Consider the following 17354-nt stretch of genomic DNA (forward strand, 5'->3'; position numbering starts at 1 on the left):
CGGTTCGAGTGCGTGATCAGGCCGGTTGGACGGCATTGGCGAAGCGCTGGTCGTCGTGTGATGCTGAGGCCGTTCGGAATCATCAATTCATGTGCGCCCGGGGGGATTTCATGCCAGGAATCACCATTGCCAGCGACATTGGCTCGCGGGACTGGCTCGACAGGGCGGAGCTGCACGGAAGTGTTTCCGATCCGCTGCTGGACACCATGAATTTCCTCAACGAGGTGACCCATCGCCATCCCGACGCGATCTCGTTCGCGCCGGGCCGGCCGTACGACGGATTCTTCGACACCGAGCAGGTCTTCACCTGCGTCCGCCGGTATCTGGACCACCTGGCGGAACAGGGCGGCTCGACGGAGGACGTCCGCACCGCGCTCTACCAGTACGGGCCGACCGCGGGACTGATCCGCGGCATCATCGCCGACTCGCTGCGGGCGGACGAGGACACCGATGTGCCGGCCGAGTCCGTCGTGGTGACCGTCGGCGCCCAGGAGGCCATGCTGCTGGTGCTGCGCGCCCTCATCACCGGCCCCGACGACGTACTGCTGGTCTCCAGCCCCTGCTACGTCGGGATCACCGGCGCCGCCCGGCTGCTCGACGTGGCGGTCCGTCCCGTGCCGGAGCGCGAGGACGGGTTCAGCGCCGCCGATCTGGAGACCGCGGTGCTGGCGGAGCTGGCGAACGGCCGCCGCCCCAAGGCGTTCTACGTGGTGCCCGACCACTCCAATCCGTCGGGCAACACCATGGGGCCCGAGGCCCGCGAGGAGCTGCTCGACCTCGCCCGGCGGTACGACTTCCTGGTGCTGGAGGACAGCCCGTACCGGCAGGTGAGCCCCGGCACCCCCCTGCCGACCCTGAAGTCCCGGGACCGGGCGCGCCGGGTGGTGCATCTGGGCTCGTACTCCAAGACGGTCTTCCCCGGCGCCCGCGTCGGCTTCGTCGTCGCCGACCAGCGCGTCCGTGACGCCGAGGGCGGCGAGCATCTGCTGGCCGACGAACTCGCGAAGATCAAGAGCATGGTGACGGTCAACACCTCGTCGCTGAGCCAGGCGGCCGTGGCCGGAGCGCTGCTCGGCGCCCGGGGCCGGCTGTCGCAGCTCAACGCCGAGGCGGCCGCCCACTACGGCGCCACCCTGCGGGAGATGCTCCGGCAGCTCGACGCCCGGCTGCCCGCCGACCGCCGCGAGGCCCTCGGCGTGCGCTGGAACGAGCCCACCGGCGGGTTCTTCCTCACCCTGCGGGTCCCGTTCCGGGTGGACGACGCCCTGGTGACCACGTCCGCACAGGACTTCGGCGTGATCTGGACGCCGATGACGCACTTCCATCCCGGCACCGGGGGCCACCACGGCATCCGGCTGTCGATCAGCTATCTGACGCCCGCCGAGATCGAAGAGGGCACCGCGAGGCTCGCGCGCTTCGTCGAGGCGCAGTGCGCGGCGCTCTGACCGGTACTCCGGCCGGCGCGGTTCTCAGCCAGTGCAGTTCCCAGCGAGAGAGGACATGGACGTGTCCGGACTGAGTCGCAGACGACGACCGCGGAGCAAACCGCGTACCTGGGGGTGGACCTTCCGATGACCCTGGCAGCCGAGCTGCGGCCGCGCGCCCTGGGCGTGGGCACGGCGGTGACGCCCACCTCGTACACCCAGCAGGAGGTGCTCGACACCTTCGGCATCACCGACCCGAGGATCCGTTCGGTCTTCCTCAACAGCGCCATAGAGCGCCGCCATCTGACGCTCCCGCCGCCGGACGGCACGGGCGGCCGCGTCCACGAGCCGCAGGGCGACCTCCTCGACAAGCACCGGGCCAAGGCCGTCGAGATGGGCGCCGAGGCCCTGCGCGCCTGCCTCAAGCGGGCCGGAGCCGAACTCTCCGATCTGCGCCACCTGTGCTGCGTGACCTCCACCGGACTCCTCACCCCGGGACTGAGCGCCCTGCTCATCAAGGAACTCGGCATCGACCGGCACTGCAGCCGCTCCGACATCGTGGGCATGGGCTGCAACGCCGGCCTCAACGCCCTGGGCGTGGTCTCCGGCTGGGCCGCCGCCCACCCCGGCCAACTCGCCGTCGTGCTCTGCGCCGAGGCCTGTTCCGCCGCCTACACCATGGACGGCACGATGCGCACCGCCGTGGTCAACAGCCTCTTCGGCGACGGCGCCGCCGCGCTCGCGATCCGCTCGGGAGCCGCCCCGGACGACGCGGCCGTGCCCGAGGGCCCGCACATCCTGAAGTTCGCGAGCTGCATCATCCCGGACGCCGTCGACGCCATGCGCTACGACTGGGACCGGGACCAGGGCCGCTTCAGTTTCTTCCTGGACCCGCACATCCCCTACGTGGTGGGCGCCCACGCCGAGCTGGTCGTGGACCGGCTGCTGGCCGGCACCGGGCTGCGCCGCAGCGACATCGCCCACTGGCTGGTGCACTCCGGCGGCAAGAAGGTCATCGACGCCGTCGTGGTCAACCTCGGGCTGACCCGGCACGACGTCCGGCACACCGTCGGGGTGCTCCGTGACTACGGCAACGTGTCGAGCGGCTCGTTCCTGTTCTCGTACGAACGACTCCTGGACGAGGGAGTCGCCCGGCCCGGTGAGTACGGCGTGCTGATGACCATGGGGCCCGGCTCCACGATCGAAACGGCACTGGTCCAGTGGTGAACGCGGAGGAAGTCGAGGAAGTCATGGAAGACGTGCTGACGCTGGTGATCGACGGCAGCGAGCCGCCGTCGGCGGCGACCGTGCAGGCCGTGCAGTCGGTCTGTGAGGCGGCCGAGGACCGGGCCGGCTCCGGTGTCGTCGCCGTGCGGGTCGGCGGCGCCCCGGCCGAGGGCTGGACCGGCGGCCTCGACGTGATGAAGGTCAGCAAGTGGGAGCGGGCGCTGCGCCGGCTGGAGCGGCTGCCGGCCGCCACCGTGGCGGTGGCGGCCGGCGACTGCGGCGGCGCGGCCCTGGACGCCTTCCTCACCTGCGACATCCGGATCGTCACGCCCGACACCCGGCTGCTGGTGTCCGGCGACGCCACAGCGACCTGGCCCGGCATGGCCGGCTACCGGCTCGCCCGGCTGGCCGGGGCCGCCCGGGTGCGCCGCGCGCTGCTGTTCGGGCGGCCCATCGAGGCCGCCGAGGCGCTGCGGCTCGGCCTCGCCGACGAGATCGCCGACGGGACCGTCGACGACTTGACGGGTGCGCTCGCCGCCGCCGGCCCGGTCGGCGGCCTGGCCGGCAAGGAGATCGCGATCCGTCGGCAGCTGCTCTTCGACGCGGCGACGACCAGCTTCGAGGACGCCCTCGGCCCGCATCTGGCCGCGTGCGACCGGGCGCTGCGCCGGCCCGTGGCGGAGGCGTCGTGACCCCTCGGATCTGGCCCTCGCTCCAGGAGGCGGCCCGCCGCGTCGAGGAACGGGTGGCCGTGTTGCCGCAGCCCGGCGCGCGCACCCCCGAGGAGCGGGCGGAAGTCGCCGCGGCGAAGGACGCCGTACGGACGCTGCGGACGCGCTTCCTGCGGGCGCACGCCGACGACGTGTACGACCGCCTCACCGCCGGCGGCACCGAGGCGCCGCGGATCGACGAACTCCTCGAGGCCGCCGCGGCCGCGTTCCCCGCGCTGGTGCCGACGGCCGCGCAGCTCGCCGCCGACCGCGGGCGGCGGCAGGCGGACAAGGAGGGGTACGAGATCGACCAGGGCATCTTCCTGCGGGCCGTACTGGACTCGCCCCGGGCCGGTGCCCATCTGCTCGACTCGATGCTCCGGCCCACCCCCCGGGCGCTGCGGCTGCTGCCCGAGTTCCTCCGCACGGGCGTCCTCGAGACGGCGTCGGTCCGGCTGGAGCGGCGGGACGGAGCGGCGTATCTCACGATGTGCCGGGACGACTGCCTGAACGCCGAGGACGACCAGCAGGTCGACGACATGGAGACCGTCGTCGACCTGGCGCTCCTCGACCCGGGGGTGGAGGTGGGGGTGCTGCGCGGCGGCACGATGACCCATCCGCGCTACCGGGGCCGACGGGTGTTCAGCGCCGGCATCAACCTCAAGAGCCTGCACGCCGGGGACATCTCGCTCGTCGGGTTCCTGCTGCGGCGCGAACTCGGGTACCTGCACAAGCTCGTGCGGGGGATACGGACCGAGGACGCGCCCTGGCACGCCCGTACGGTCGAGAAGCCGTGGGTGGCGGCGGTCGAGACGTTCGCCATCGGCGGCGGCACCCAGCTGCTGCTGGTCTTCGACCATGTGCTGGCCGCGTCGGACGCCTATCTCAGCCTGCCCGCCGCCCGGGAGGGCATCGTGCCCGGGGCCGGCAACTTCCGGCTCGGCCGGCACACCGGGCCCCGGATCGCCCGGCAGGTCATTCTGCAGGGCCGCCGGATCCGGGCCACCGAGCCGGACGCCCGGCTGCTGATCGACGAGGTGGTGGAGCCGGAGGAGATCGACGCGGCCCTGGACCGCGCCGTCGACCGGCTGCGCGGTCCGGCGGTCGTGCCCAACCGCCGGATGCTCAACCTGACCGAGGAACCGGTGGACGCCTTCCGCCGCTACATGGCCGAGTTCGCGCTGCAACAGGCCTTGCGCCTGTACGGCGAGGACGTGATCGGCAAGGTGGGCCGCTTCGCCGAGAAGGTCTCCTAGGGGGTGTTTCGAAAGTCCTGTGCGGGTGCTGTGCGGGACTTTCAAAACACCCCCTGGGCCCGGCCCGGCGAGGGTGCCGACGGATCCGTGTGAGCAGGGCCGAGGAGAGGCCGCGTGAAGAAGCGGCGAGCCCAGTCGTGACCAAGCCCAGACCAGTGGAGAGAGAGGGCATCGCATGGTGTTGTCGACCGCCGTGGCCGAGGAGGTGGGGCGGGTCCGTGCCCTGACGCATCTCGACGCCCTGGAGTCCGAGGCGGTGCACATCGTCCGTGAGGTGGCGGGGGAGTTCGAGCGGCCGGTGCTGCTGTTCTCCGGCGGCAAGGACTCGATCGTCATGCTGCATCTGGCGTTGAAGGCGTTCACCCCGGCGCCGCTGCCGTTCGGGCTGCTGCACGTGGACACCGGGCACAACTTCCCCGAGGTCATCGAATGCCGGGACCGGGTCGTCGCCGAGCACGGGCTGCGGCTGCACGTCGCGTCCGTGCAGGACCACATCGACCGCGGGGAGCTGCGCGAGCGTCCCGACGGCACCCGCAACCCGCTGCAGACCGTGCCGCTCACCCACACCATCCGCGCGCAGCGGTTCGACGCCGTGTTCGGCGGCGGGCGGCGGGACGAGGAGAAGGCCCGGGCCAAGGAGCGGGTGTTCAGCCTGCGGGACGAGTTCTCGCAGTGGGACCCGCGCCGGCAGCGGCCCGAGCTGTGGAACCTGTACAACGGCCGCCACGCACCCGGCGAGCACGTCCGGGTCTTCCCGCTCTCCGACTGGACCGAACTGGACGTGTGGCAGTACATCGCCCGCGAGGGCATCGACCTGCCGGAGATCTACTTCGCGCACCGCCGCGAGGTGTTCCGGCGGGACGGGATGTGGCTGACGGCCGGCGAGTGGGGCGGCCCGAGGGACACCGAGACCGTCGAGAAACGGCAGGTCAGGTACCGCACCGTGGGGGACATGTCCTGCACCGGAGCGGTCGACTCCGACGCCGACACCATCGAGAAGGTGATCTCCGAGATCGCCGCCTCCCGGCTCACCGAGCGGGGGGCGACACGGGCCGACGACAAGCTGTCCGAGGCCGCGATGGAGGACCGTAAACGCGAAGGGTACTTCTGACGATGACCAGCACCACGGAACACCCGGCGGCGACCACGCTGCTGCGCTTCGCCACCGCGGGCTCCGTCGACGACGGCAAGTCGACGCTGGTGGGCCGGCTGCTCCACGACGCGAAGTCGGTGCCGGCCGACCAGCTCGAGGCCGTCGAGCACGCCTCCCGGAGCAGGGGCCAGGACGCCCCCGACCTGGCGCTGCTCACGGACGGGCTGCGGGCCGAGCGGGAGCAGGGCATCACGATCGACGTCGCCCACCGCTACTTCGCCACGTCCCGGCGGCGGTTCATCCTCGCGGACACCCCCGGGCATGTGCAGTACACCCGCAACATGGTCACCGGCGCCTCGACCGCCGAGCTGACGGTCGTCCTCGTCGACGCCCGCAACGGCGTCGTCGAGCAGACCCGCCGCCACGCCGCGGTCGCCGCGCTGCTGCGGGTGCCGCACGTCGTGCTGGCGGTGAACAAGATGGACCTCGTGGGCTACGCGGAGGAGACCTTCGCCGCGATCGCCGACGAGTTCACCGCGTACGCCACGAAGCTGGGCCTGCCCGAGGTCACCGCGATCCCCGTCTCGGCGCTGCGGGGCGACAACGTCGTGGAGCCCGGCCCGCACATGGACTGGTACGGCGGCCCCACGGTGCTGGAGCATCTGGAGACCGTCCCGGTCGGCCCCGAGCCGGCCGGCCGCCCGGCGCGCTTCCCGGTGCAGTACGTCATCCGCCCGCAGACCTCCGAGCACCCCGACTACCGCGGTTACGCCGGCCAGATCGCCGCCGGCACGTTCCACGTCGGCCAGGACGTCACCGTCCTGCCGTCGGGCCGGACGACCACCGTCACCGGCATCGACCTGCTCGGCGTCGGTGTCGGCGCCGCCCGCGCCCCGCAGTCGGTGACGCTGCGTCTGGCCGACCAACTGGACGTGTCCCGCGGCGATCTGATCGCCCCGACCGGCTGTGCGCCGGCCGTCACCAGGGACATCGAGGCCACCGTCTGCCATGTCGCCGACCGCCCGCTGACGGCCGGTCACCGGGTGCTGATCAAGCACGGCACCCGCACGGTCAAGGCGATCGTCGAGGACATCGCGTCCCGGCTCTCGCTGGACGACCTGACCCGGTGCCCGGTGCCCGGTCCGCTCGTCGCCAACGACATCGGGCAGGTGGTGATCCGCACCGCCGAGCCGCTGCCCGTCGACGGCTACGCCGACTCCCGCCGTACCGGCTCGTTCCTGCTCATCGACCCGGCCGACGGGACCACGCTCACCGCGGGGATGGCCGGGCACGCCTTCACCGGCGCCGCCTTCGCCGGGCAGGCCGGTGACGGGGCGCCGGCGGAGGACGACGCGGGCTGGGACTTCTGACGGCGGCTCCCGCCGCTCAACCCCTCGGCTTCGCCGGGGGGTTGTCCAGTGTGAGGGCGGTGCAGCGGATGCCGCCGCCGCCCTTCGCCAGTTCGGTGGTGCCGAGTTCGACCACCGCGAGACCGCGGTCGCGCAGTGCGGCGGCCAGACGCGGCACGCCCCGGGCCATGGTCACCGTGGTTCCGTCGCTGACGAGGTTCAGCGCGAACCGCGCCGCCTCCTCGGGGGACACCTCGATCAGCTCGATCCCGAGCCCGCGCAGGGTCCGCACGCTCGGCGCGTCGAGGGCCTCGGGGCAGTACGCGAGCGTGTCCGCGTCGACGACCCCGACGGCCAGGTCGAGGTCGTACCAGCGCGGCGACACCGTGCGCAGCGGCACCACCTCGCAGTCCAGTTCCCGGGCGAGCACCGGGAGCATCCGTTCGTCGGTGCGCTGGCCCCACCCCGTCAGCAGCAGATCGCCGCAGGACAGCGCGTCGCCCTGGCCGCTGAACGCGTGGGGCGCCTCGACGACCTCGAACCCCCGGCCGGTCAGCCACTCCTCGACGTAGGGGATCTCGGCCTTCCGCTGGGGCGGCGGGCAGCCCAGGACGGCGCGCCCGCCGCGGACCACGGCGGTGTTGGCGGTGAAGACCATGTCCGGGCACTGGGGAGCGGACGGCAGGGTCTCGACGGTGCGGCCGGCGGCGAGATGCGCGGTCACGATGGCCCGGTGCTCGGCGAGCGTCGCCTCGGTGTCGGGCTGGACCGCGGTGTCCATATAGGGGTTGATCTCGTAGTCGACCCGGAAGTGGCGCGCGTCGGAGACGAGGAGTTCGCTGTTCACAGTGGTTTCCCTGGGCTCGTCGGACCGGTCACGGCAGCGGGACGGACGGCGTGCCCGGGCGGGCGGCCCCGTCGAGTCCGTGGTGGATCACGACCGTTCGCCTCGGGGCCCGTTTTTCGGCGGGGACCACCGTCACCGGCAGCGAGCGCAGGCCGTTGACCACCCATGTGGACTGCCAGCCGGGCGGACCCGCGAGCGCCAGGGAGGCGTCGGCGCGGGTGAGTTCCTCCAGCAGCGTCCGCAGCAGCACCCGGACCAGGGCTGCACCGAGGCAGAAGTGCATGCCGGCGCCGAGGGTCAGATGCGGGTTGGGACGGCGGTCCAGGAGCAGTGCGTCGGGGCGGGCGAAGACGGCGCCGTCGCGGTTGGCGGCGGCGATCCACACCGCGACCGCGTCACCGGCCCGGATCGTGGTGCCCGCGAGGTCGGTGTCGCACACCGCGGTACGCATCAGATGCGTGGCCGGAGCGGTCCAGCGCAGCAGCTCCTCCACGGCGGTGTCGGCACCGACCCGTCCCGCGCGCAGCGCCTCCCAGGCCGCCGGGTGCTCCAGCAGGGCCAGCAGGCTGCCGCTCGCGGCGTGCCCGGCCGTCTGGCTCGCGGCCACCACGATGTTGTCGCACGTGAGCACGATCTCCTCGTCCGACAGCGGCAGACCGCCGGCGCGGGCCGCCAGCAGCGTGCCGATCAGGTCCGGGCCGGCCTGTCCCCGCCGGGCGCCGAGCGCCTTCAGGTAGTACGTCATCACCTCGTGGTGGCCGGCGGCCGCGTCGTCCGCGTCCTCCACGGAGCGGCCCGTGGCGTGCAGGACCATCGGCACATCCTCGGGAGGGATGCCCAGCATCTCGGCCTGGACCAGGAGGGGGAACCTCGCGGCGACCTCGGTGACGAAGTCGCCGCCGCCCCGCTCCCGCAGCTCCGCCAGCAGGGAGCCCGCCACCTCGCGGGCCAGCGCGCCCAGCTGCCGCACGGCCTTCGGCGTGAACAGCCGGGCGACGGCCCTGCGCAGATCGGTGTGCCGGGGCGGATCGGTGAGGACCGGCATCTTGCCGGCGCCGGGGTAGGGAGCGGAGTTGTCGTCCGCGCGCAGCGTGGTGCCGCGGGTGGAGGTGAAGACCTTCCAGTCGGTCAGCACCTGTCGGCCGGCCTCGTGCCCCACCACGGCCCAGAACCGCGAGCCGGTCCTCGCCACCCGGTGGTGCACGGGACCGGCCTCCCGCATGGTCCGCCACACCTCGTACGGGTATCCGTACGCGTACAGCGACGAATCCAACAGGTCGACCGTGGACGGCACAGACAAGGATGCCCCCTGCTCCTCGATGCCCGGATGTTCCGGATACGCAGATGTCTCGGGTGATTCAGATGGCCGCGACGAAGTCCGCGAACCGGGAGTTGTCGAACAGCACCTTCACCGGCGTCGGGGTCCCGTGCCGGTCGTCGAGCATCGCGACGATGCGCAGCGCGGCGAACGACGTGCCGCCCGCGTCGAAGAAGTCGGTGTCGTCGGCCACGTCGGCCCCGAGCACCTCCCGCCAGATCGTCCGGACCGCGCTTTGCAGTTCCTCGCCCGTCATGTCCGGTGCCTCCTCGTAGTCGCGGACAGGAACGACACGACGCCGGTCCTGGTCGATGCGTGGGCCGTGAGCCCGGCGCGGTCGCTGTCGACGCGCAGGGTGGTCAGCTCCCCGTCGGGGAGCCAGTCGCGGTGGTCGGGGTGGTCGCGGGAGAGAACCTGGAGCATCGGCCCGACGGGTTCCCTGGGCAGCGCGCCCCGCGCCGCCAGCAGATAGGCGAGATACGACACGTGCTGCCGGGCGAAGTGCGCGACCGGTCCGGCGATCGTGTCGTCGCCGAGCCCCTGCGCCCGCAGGGCCGTCCGCGCGCGCCGCGTGAGGTCCTCGCGTACGGCCGCCAGGAACGGCTCGGGTGCGGCGGGCAGCTCCCCGACCGGTACCGGCGGCTCGTCGGCCCCCGGCACCTGGGCGACGGCGTCGGCGTAGGCGCGGGCGACGTCGTCGTCGGTGGTCGGCATCGGATCGAGGAGGACCAGGGGGCGCGGCCGCCCGGACCGGCGGGCGAGACGGACCGCGATCGCCGACGCGGCGCAGTACGCCAGGAGGGGACCGGGGCCGTCGTCGAGAAGGGCCGCGTACGCGGGGCCGGTGCCCGCGGCCGGCAGCGGGTCGGTCAGCAGCGGGACCATGCCGTCGAGCCCCAGCGCGGTGACCGGGGCCTCCGGCCGGCGCCCCGGATAGTCCAGGACCAGCACCGTCTCCCGTGGCTCCCGCGCGTCCGGTCCGGCCACGGCGTGCTCGACGTGAGCCGTCACCGCTCGTCCACGAGCCGCGCCACCCGGTCCGCGAAGTCCGCCAGCACCGGGTGGTCGATGAGGAGTTGGACGGTGATGTCCAGCCCCCACTCGCGGCGCACCGTCGCGGTGGCCAGCGCGGCCTGGAAGGAGTCGCCGCCGCCGGAGAAGAAGTGGTGGTCGGCCGCGGTGACCCGGGTGCCGAGCGCGGCCGACCAGAGCTCGGCGATGCGCGGCCCGTACGGCCCGGTGGCCCCGGCCGGGGCGGGCCCGCCCGTGGTGGTGGCGCCGGCGAGCGGTTCGGCCGTCATCGGTCGGCTCCGGTCGCCAGGGACTCGGCGACCGAGTCACGGTCGATCTTGCCGCTCGGGGTCCGCGGCAGCCCGGGCAGCACGGTCACCGACGCGGGCACCGACGCCTCCGGCAGCAGCTCGGCCAGCGCCGCGCGCAGGTCGCCGGGTTCGGTGACGTCCGGGTGCAGGGTGACGGCGGCGCGCAGCTGACGCGAGCCGGGGACCGGCTCCAGGGCCACACAGACCGCGGTGGCGACACCGGGCTGCTGCATCAGACAGGCCTCGATCTCCAGCAGGTTGACCCGGATGCCGCGGATCTTGACGTCGTGGTCCAGCCGGCTGAGGAAGTACACGAGGCCGTCCTCGACGCGCACCAGGTCACCGGTGCGGAAGGCCTCGGTGTGTCCCCGCGGGGTCGGCTCGACGGTGACGAACCGTTCGGCGTTCAGCTCCGGCCGTCCGAGGTAGCCGAGGGACATCGGGGCGCCCGCGACGAGCAGTTCGCCGGTGGTGGGGTCCTCCGGGTCGGCGGGGTCCACCAGCAGCTCACAGCCCGGCAGCGGCCGGCCGATGGGCGGCAGCAACGGCCACACGGCGGGGTCGGCGGGCAGGACGTACGAGCTGACCATCGCGGACTCGCTCTGTCCGTAGTGGTTGCCGAGCCGGGCCCCGGGCAGCGCCTCGAACAGCGCCCGGATCGGCGGCGTGCACAGCAGTTGCTCGCCCGCCGTGTTCACCTCGCGCAGGGCCAGACCGAGCTCGCCGTCCCGGGCCGACGCCGCCACCGCCAGCATGTGGAGGGCGACGTAGGGCAGGAACAGGCGCTCGACGCGATGGTCGGCCAGCCAGGTCAGGAAGGTGAAGGGATCGCGCCGCAGCGTCTCGGGGACGACGACGAGGGTGCCGCCGCCGCACAGCGTGCCGAGGATCTCCTGGAAGCACACGTCGAAGTTCAGGGGCGCGAACTGCGCGGTCCGCAGGTCGGGCCGGACGGAGTCGGTGCGCTGCCAGGTCACCATGTTGTCCAGGCAGCTGTGCTGGATCGTCACGCCCTTGGGCACACCGGTCGATCCGGAGGTGTAGATGACGTACACCGGCAGGTCCGGCCGGCAGGCGACCGGCCGGAAGTCGTCGGCGCCGGCTCCGCGGGGGTCCTCGATGGCGAGGGTCATGACCTCGTCGGCGATCGCCGGCCGGGGGCCGTCGTGCAGCAGGAGGCTCGCGCCGCTGTCGCGCAGCATGAACGTGAGCCGGTTCACCGGGTACGACGCGTCCAGCGGCACATAGGTCGCGCCGACCGCGATCGTGGCGAGCAGCGCCGCGACGGTGCGCGCGCCGCGCCCGCCGGTCACCGCGACCCGGCTGCCGGGGGCGCTGCCGTGCCGGGTGAGGGTCCCAGCGAGTTCGGCGACCCAGGACCACAGCTCCGCGTACGTCAGCCGGGTCTCCCCGTCGACGAGGGCGAGCGCGTCGGGCCGCTCGGCCACGGTGCGGACCAGCCCGTCCAGCAGGCACTCCGGTTGTGCGGACCCGCCCCACAGGGTGGGGCGCCGCGTCGACTCGGGCTGCTGCGTCCGTCCCGTCCGGCACATGTGGACCCCCAGTGCCCGACGGGTCGGATCACCGTCGTCGAGCATGCTCTTGGCGACCCGGGCGCGGATCGCGGGCTTCTTCTCCTGGCTGAGCTTGAACATCGCCTGCCCGGACGTGACGTCGAAGCGGAAGGCGCCGACGCCGCCGATGATGCTGCGGAAGTAGTCGACCGACCCGCCGGACTCCCAGCCCCGGCCGAACCGCTGCTCGAACAGCTCGGCCGTGCGCCGGACCACCGCCAGGGTCTCCTCGCCCTCGGGCAGCGGCACCACCTCACCGGTCAGTTCGGCGGTGACGAAGTTCCAGGTGGGAGCCGCCACCTGGGTGTCGTACAGGGCGGGGGTGACATAGCCGCTCGGGCCGCTGAAGACGAGGCTCGCGGGCGTGCCGCCGGTCAGCGCCCGCCAGTGCGGGTTGGCCCGGTTGAGGTGGCCGAGGAGCGAGAAGCCGGCGAACGTCCCCGGATCCTCGGCGCCCGGCGGATGACTGATCGGCAGCAGGGTCGTGTACGGCGTGGTGGGCCCGTTGCTCACCAGCATGGCCATCGGATGTTGCCGGATGATCTGGTGCAGCTCGGCGGGATCCGTGACCCGGTAGATCGGGGGAACGAACATGGTGTCTCTCCGGATCAGGTCTGGCGGATTATCGATGTCGCGATCTCGCCCGCCCGGACGGCGGTGTTGGAGAGCAGCCCCGCGCTCAGGCCGTGGCTGCCCTCGGTGCCGGCGCCGTGCAGATAGATGCCGCAGCGCAGCACCGACGAGGTGCGGACCCGGTAGTCGCGGTCCAGGTACAGACCGCCGCTCTCGTCCTTCTTGCACTCGTCGGCCAGGTCGCCGAGCAGCGGCAGGGGATCGGCGGGCCGGTAGCCGGTGGCGTAGACGACCCCGTCCACCACCAGTCGCGTCACCTCACCGGTGACCAGCGACTCCACCTCCACCTCGACGCCGTCGGCGGTCTCCGTGCAGGCACGCACCCGTGACACGCGGTGGACGTGCAGCCGTGGCCGGCCCTGCACCTCCTCGAGGTAGACGCGCCGGAACAGCTCCTGGCTCAGATCCAGGTCGACGACCGCGTAGTTGGTGTTGCCGTGGTACCCGAGCAGCGCCTCCTTGGTCTGCTCCGGGGCGTGGAAGAAGTCGTCGACGGCGGCCGGGTCGAAGATGCCGTTCGCGAAGGGGCTGTCGTCGGCGACGCTGTAGCCGTAGCGGGCGTGGACGGTGTGCACGGCCGCGTCGCCGTGGGTGCGGTGCAGGTAGTCGGCGCACTCGGCGGCGCTCTGCCCCGCGCCGACGACCAGGTACCGCCCGTGCCGGGGGGTGCCGAGGCCGTGGGTGAGCAGCTGCGAGCTGTGCCGGATCCGCGCCGAGGGGGTGACGCCCGGCGGCAGGTGGGGGGTCATCCCCGTGCCGAGCACGACGTTGCGTGCCCGCTGGACCTGCCGGGCGCCGTCCGCGTCCCGCGTGACGACCTCGACGAGGTCGACGTGACCGTCCGGGCCCTGCACCGGGCGGATGCCCTCGACCGTCGAGCCGTAGGAGACGTGCGCGTCGAACTGCGCCGCCGACCAGCCCAGGTAGTCGTGGAACTCGACACGGTACGGGTACAGCATCTTGCTGTTGATGAACGCCGGCATCCTGCCGTGGGCGTGCAGATAGGCGAGGAACGTGTGGCGGCTGCCGGGATTGCGCATCGTCGCGAGGTCCTTGAGGAACGAGACCTGCATCGTGGCGCCCTCGATCAGCATGCCGGTGTGCCAGCCGAAGCTCGCCTGCCGCTCGTGGAAGGCCATGGTGGTCGGTGCGTCGGACTCCTCGAGGGCGATCGCCAGGGCGAGGTTCGCGGGTCCGAACCCGACCCCCGCGACATCCACGGTACGGGTGTTCGGCAGAGCGGCGGCTGTCACGGTGGGATCACTTCCAGTCGCGTCCGGTCCGGTTTCGTCGCGGGATCGTATCCACAGCGCCGCCGCTCAGTGAAGGTACGCATGCGCGGCGTGAACACCCGTGCCGCAGCGGGACGGACCTCGTTACCGTCGGGCTGATTCGCCCTCAACACCCTTACGGATCAGGGAGGTTGTCTCGTGCGTTGGAGCGATGTGTACGTGCGGTCCTGTGCGGTGGCGCTGGGGGAGGGGGAGCCGGTGGAGGCCGCGGTGGCGGCCGGACGGTACGACCCGGCGGTCCGTGAGGCACACGGGTACGAGTCGATCGCGGTCGCGGGTGACACCTGCGCCGCGGACCTGGCCGTGGACGCCGCGCGCGTCGCGATCGCCCGGTCCGGCGTCGACCCGGCCGCCATCGGCGTGTTCGTCCACGCGTACGTCGACGAGCAGGGCCCGCAGGGCGTCTCGGAGCCGGCCACCTACGTCCAGGGCATGGCCCACGACGGCCGGGCCCGGGCTCTGGGGCTGCGGCAGGGCTGCAACGGTGCGATCGCCTCGCTGGAGGTCGGCGCGCTGTACGCGTCCGCGGGCACGACGGCCGTGCTGACCTCGGCGGCCAGGTACGCGGGGGAGAACGACCGGTACCGCGACGACCAGGGCGGGGTGCCCGCGGACGGCGCGACCGCGATGGTCCTGGACCGCGGGGACGGCGTCGCACGGCTCCTCGCCACCGAGATCGTCGGTGACGGCCGGTACAGCGCGCTGAGCGCACTCGACCCCGACGCCTTCGGCAGCCGTGAGGAGTTCCGCCGGGCGCAGCGCCGGCGCGTCATGTCGATGATGCGGACGATGACCGAGGCCAGGGGCGACTGCGTGCGGGCCGCGCTCGCCGACGCCGGGGTCCGGGCGGGTGACGTGACGCACTGGCTCCTGCCGTACACCGGGCGGTTCCTGATCGACCGCGAGTTCTGCGCCGAGTTCGGGATCGACGACAAACGCACGACCTGGGACCTGGGACGCACGGTCGGTCATCTGCTCAGCGGCGGTGACTCGGTCGTCGGACTCACCCATCTGCTGCAGACGGGCGGCGCGGCGCCCGGGGACCGGGTCGTGCTGCTGGGCGACTCCACCGGATTCGCCTTCGGCTGCGCCGTGCTGGAGATCCTCACGGAGCCCGCGTGGCAGGCCGGCGCCTGACGCCGGGAAGACCCGCTGACAAACGGCCGGGCTGCCGCCCACAGTGTGAGCGGCAGCCCGGTACGCGTGCGGGGGCGGTCACCCCGCAGGGGTCGGCAGGTGCGCCCGGAGCCGCTCCGTGACCACCGTGCGCACCCCGTCCCAGTGGTCGTCGAGATAGAAGTGCCCGCCGGGAAAGACCCGCAGGTCGAACGGGCCGGTGGTGTGGGCCGCCCACGCGGCCGCGTCGTCGACCGGCACGAAGCCGTCGGCGTCGCCGGTCAGGGACACCACCGGGCACGCCACCGTACGGCCGTCGTACCGGTAGGACTCCAGCGTCCGGTAGTCCGCGCGCAGCGCGGACAGTACGAGCGCCCGCATGTCCGCGTGGTCCAGCAGCCGTGCGTCGGTGCCGTCCAGCGCGGCGAGTTCCGTGATCAGCTCCTCGTCGGTCGCCGCGGGCGAGTGCCCGGGAAGCGGCCGGCCCGGCGACCGCGCCCCCGACGCGAACAGCGCCAGCGGCCCGGCCCCCTCGGCCTCCAGCCGCTTGGCCACCTCGAACGCCAGCAGCGCGCCCATGCTGTGCCCGAACAGCGCCACCGGCCGGTCCCGTGCGCCCCGCAGCGCGGCGAGGGTGCGCTCGGTCAGCTCCGCGAAGTCGGCGACGCCCGGCTCGTTGACGCGGCCCTGCCGGCCGGGATACTGCACGGCCAGCACCTCGGCCACGGGGAACAGCGCCGCCATCGGCCGGTAGTAGCTCGCGGACCCACCGGCGTGCGGGAAGCACACCACCTGCACCGGCGCCTCGGGCGCCGCCCGGTGACGGCGGATCCACTCACTGTGTCCGTCGGTCATGACTCCTCGTTCGTCGTCTCACACATGGGCGGGCTGCTTCGGGACCGGTCCGGTGATACGGCCGTCGGGGGCGCGCCGGACCGCGCGGATGCCGGGCACCAGCGGGGTGAGGGAGCACGGGACGACGATCATCACGGCGGCGATCAGCAGTGTCTCGGCCTGCCCGGCCTGCGACGCCAGCGGCCCCACCAGGGCGAGGCCGGCCGGCGCGGCCACCGTGGAGATCAACCAGTCGTACGACTCGACCCGCGACATCACCTCTTCGGGGATGAGCTGTTGCATCGACGCCTGCCACAGCGCGTCCAGGAACAGGGTCGCCGCACCGCTGAGGAACGCCGCGCCCACCACGACCCACAGGGGCATGGGCACCGCGAGCGCCAGCAGCGGCACCGCGGTCAGGACCAGCGCGAGGTTGCCGACGATCAGCGGCCTGCTCGGCTCCAGCCGCAGCGCGACGAACCCGCCCGTGAGGGCGCCGGCCGCGAAACCCGAGACGATGACGCCCCAGGCGGACGGCCCGCCGAGCGAGGTGTCCGCGATCGCCGGGCCGAGCACGTAGTACGCCGCGACCGCCAGGTTCTGCAGCATGTGCACGATCATGTTGAGCCACAGCCACCGGCGGATCGACAACTCGCGCCAGCCGGTGCCCAGATCGCGCCAGAACGTCTCGGGCGCCGGGATGGTGCGCGGGGCCAGCCGCAGCATCCCCAGCGACACGGCGCTGACGATGAACGTGACGGCGTCCAGGGCCAGCACCAGTCCCGGCCCCCACAACGCGATCACCACACCGGCCAGCGCCGGGCTCAGCACCGTGGAGGCGCTGATGCAGAACGTCATCAGCGCGTTGCCGCGCTGGAGCTGCTCCGGCGGCATGATCTCCGCCATCAGGCCCCGGGAGGCCGGGCCGAAGAACGCCTGGGCGCCGCCGAAGATCGCGGCTCCGGCGGCCAGGTGCCACACCTGGGCCGAACCGTCCAGCAGGAGGACGGCCAGCACGAGCTGGGCGGCCGCGCGGATCAGATCGGACGTCAGCATCAGGACCTGACGCCGCATCCGGTCCGCCCACACGCCGCCGGCCAGCGTGAACAGGACCTGCGTCAGGACCTGAGCGGTCATCACCAGACCGATGTCGGTGACCGAGCCGTCCACCGCCAGCACGGCGAAGATCAGCGCCACCTTGGTCATCCCGCCGCCGGCGGCCGACACGGCCTGCCCGGTCCACAGGATGCGGAACTCCCGTATCGAGAACGGCGCCAGCGCCTCCGACAGGGCGCGCCGCCTGCTGCGGTTCCTCTCCTTCGGCATCAGCGTGCTCCCCCTCGTGCCGGGGCGGGGGAG

At 72.9% G+C, this 17354-nt stretch carries 16 protein-coding genes; 7 read left to right on the forward strand and 9 right to left on the reverse strand.

The features are described 5' to 3' along the window. The first annotated feature begins 110 nt into the window (after positions 1-110). The 6 genes from OG852_RS27675 to OG852_RS27700 all read left to right on the forward strand — a co-directional run bounded on the left by OG852_RS27675 (position 111) and on the right by OG852_RS27700 (position 7080). A complete protein-coding gene (locus tag OG852_RS27675) occupies positions 111-1445 on the forward strand; it encodes an aminotransferase-like domain-containing protein (protein WP_330349295.1) in 1335 nt (444 codons plus the stop codon). Between the two features lie 126 nt (positions 1446-1571). Further along, positions 1572-2651, forward strand: a complete 1080-nt coding sequence (dpgA, locus tag OG852_RS27680) for a 3,5-dihydroxyphenylacetyl-CoA synthase DpgA (protein ID WP_133912168.1) — start codon at positions 1572-1574, stop codon at positions 2649-2651. A 23-nt stretch (positions 2652-2674) separates the two neighbouring features. Further along, positions 2675-3343 carry an enoyl-CoA-hydratase DpgB gene (dpgB, locus tag OG852_RS27685; protein ID WP_133912169.1) on the forward strand — a complete coding sequence of 223 codons (669 nt, stop codon included), beginning with the start codon at positions 2675-2677 and terminating at the stop codon, positions 3341-3343. Further along, the gene (gene dpgC / locus OG852_RS27690; protein ID WP_330349296.1) at positions 3340-4617 is read left to right on the forward strand and encodes a (3,5-dihydroxyphenyl)acetyl-CoA 1,2-dioxygenase DpgC; all 1278 of its coding nucleotides are present in this window, start codon (positions 3340-3342) and stop codon (positions 4615-4617) included. Before dpgB ends, dpgC begins: the two co-directional genes overlap by 4 nt. Positions 4618-4792: 175 nt before the next feature. Continuing rightward, on the forward strand, positions 4793-5728 hold the full coding sequence (cysD, locus tag OG852_RS27695) for a sulfate adenylyltransferase subunit CysD (protein WP_330349297.1): 936 nt from the start codon (positions 4793-4795) through the stop codon (positions 5726-5728). A 2-nt stretch (positions 5729-5730) separates the two neighbouring features. After that, entirely contained in the window at positions 5731-7080 is a 1350-nt protein-coding gene (locus OG852_RS27700; RefSeq protein ID WP_330349298.1) for a sulfate adenylyltransferase subunit 1, read from the forward strand. Positions 7081-7096: 16 nt separating this feature from the next. Here the strand turns inward: OG852_RS27700 and OG852_RS27705 are convergent, their stop codons facing one another. The 7 genes from OG852_RS27705 to OG852_RS27735 form a co-directional block, all read right to left on the reverse strand. Further along, complete coding sequence (locus tag OG852_RS27705; protein WP_330349299.1) at positions 7097-7906, reverse strand: dimethylarginine dimethylaminohydrolase family protein; 810 nt, start codon at positions 7904-7906, stop codon at positions 7097-7099. Positions 7907-7934: 28 nt separating this feature from the next. Beyond that, on the reverse strand, positions 7935-9200 hold the full coding sequence (locus OG852_RS27710) for a cytochrome P450 (RefSeq protein WP_330351502.1): 1266 nt from the start codon (positions 9198-9200) through the stop codon (positions 7935-7937). Between the two features lie 64 nt (positions 9201-9264). Beyond that, entirely contained in the window at positions 9265-9480 is a 216-nt protein-coding gene (locus OG852_RS27715) for a phosphopantetheine-binding protein (protein ID WP_133912175.1), read from the reverse strand. After that, entirely contained in the window at positions 9477-10235 is a 759-nt protein-coding gene (locus OG852_RS27720) for a hypothetical protein (protein ID WP_330349300.1), read from the reverse strand. Before OG852_RS27720 ends, OG852_RS27715 begins: the two co-directional genes overlap by 4 nt. Next, positions 10232-10525 (reverse strand): phosphopantetheine-binding protein, encoded by a 294-nt coding sequence (locus tag OG852_RS27725; RefSeq protein ID WP_330349301.1) that lies wholly within the window; start codon positions 10523-10525, stop codon positions 10232-10234. Before OG852_RS27725 ends, OG852_RS27720 begins: the two co-directional genes overlap by 4 nt. Next, on the reverse strand, positions 10522-12714 hold the full coding sequence (locus OG852_RS27730; RefSeq protein ID WP_330349302.1) for an AMP-binding protein: 2193 nt from the start codon (positions 12712-12714) through the stop codon (positions 10522-10524). The genes OG852_RS27725 and OG852_RS27730 overlap by 4 nt, the downstream gene beginning before the upstream one ends. A gap of 14 nt (positions 12715-12728) precedes the next feature. Next, positions 12729-14006, reverse strand: a complete 1278-nt coding sequence (locus tag OG852_RS27735) for a lysine N(6)-hydroxylase/L-ornithine N(5)-oxygenase family protein (RefSeq protein WP_133912179.1) — start codon at positions 14004-14006, stop codon at positions 12729-12731. Between the two features lie 177 nt (positions 14007-14183). Between OG852_RS27735 and OG852_RS27740 the strand changes: the two genes are divergently transcribed. Further along, the gene (locus tag OG852_RS27740) at positions 14184-15182 is read left to right on the forward strand and encodes a ketoacyl-ACP synthase III family protein (RefSeq protein WP_330349303.1); all 999 of its coding nucleotides are present in this window, start codon (positions 14184-14186) and stop codon (positions 15180-15182) included. 78 nt (positions 15183-15260) lie between these two features. Here OG852_RS27740 and OG852_RS27745 read toward each other — a convergent pair whose 3' ends face one another. Both OG852_RS27745 and OG852_RS27750 read right to left on the reverse strand, forming a co-directional pair. After that, positions 15261-16016: a thioesterase II family protein gene (locus OG852_RS27745; RefSeq protein WP_330349304.1), complete on the reverse strand. Its 756-nt coding sequence runs from the start codon at positions 16014-16016 to the stop codon at positions 15261-15263. 18 nt (positions 16017-16034) lie between these two features. After that, positions 16035-17321: an MFS transporter gene (locus OG852_RS27750; RefSeq protein ID WP_133912182.1), complete on the reverse strand. Its 1287-nt coding sequence runs from the start codon at positions 17319-17321 to the stop codon at positions 16035-16037. Positions 17322-17354: the final 33 nt, after the last annotated feature.

The sequence above is a fragment of the Streptomyces sp. NBC_00582 genome (assembly GCF_036345155.1).
Lineage (GTDB): Bacteria > Actinomycetota > Actinomycetes > Streptomycetales > Streptomycetaceae > Streptomyces.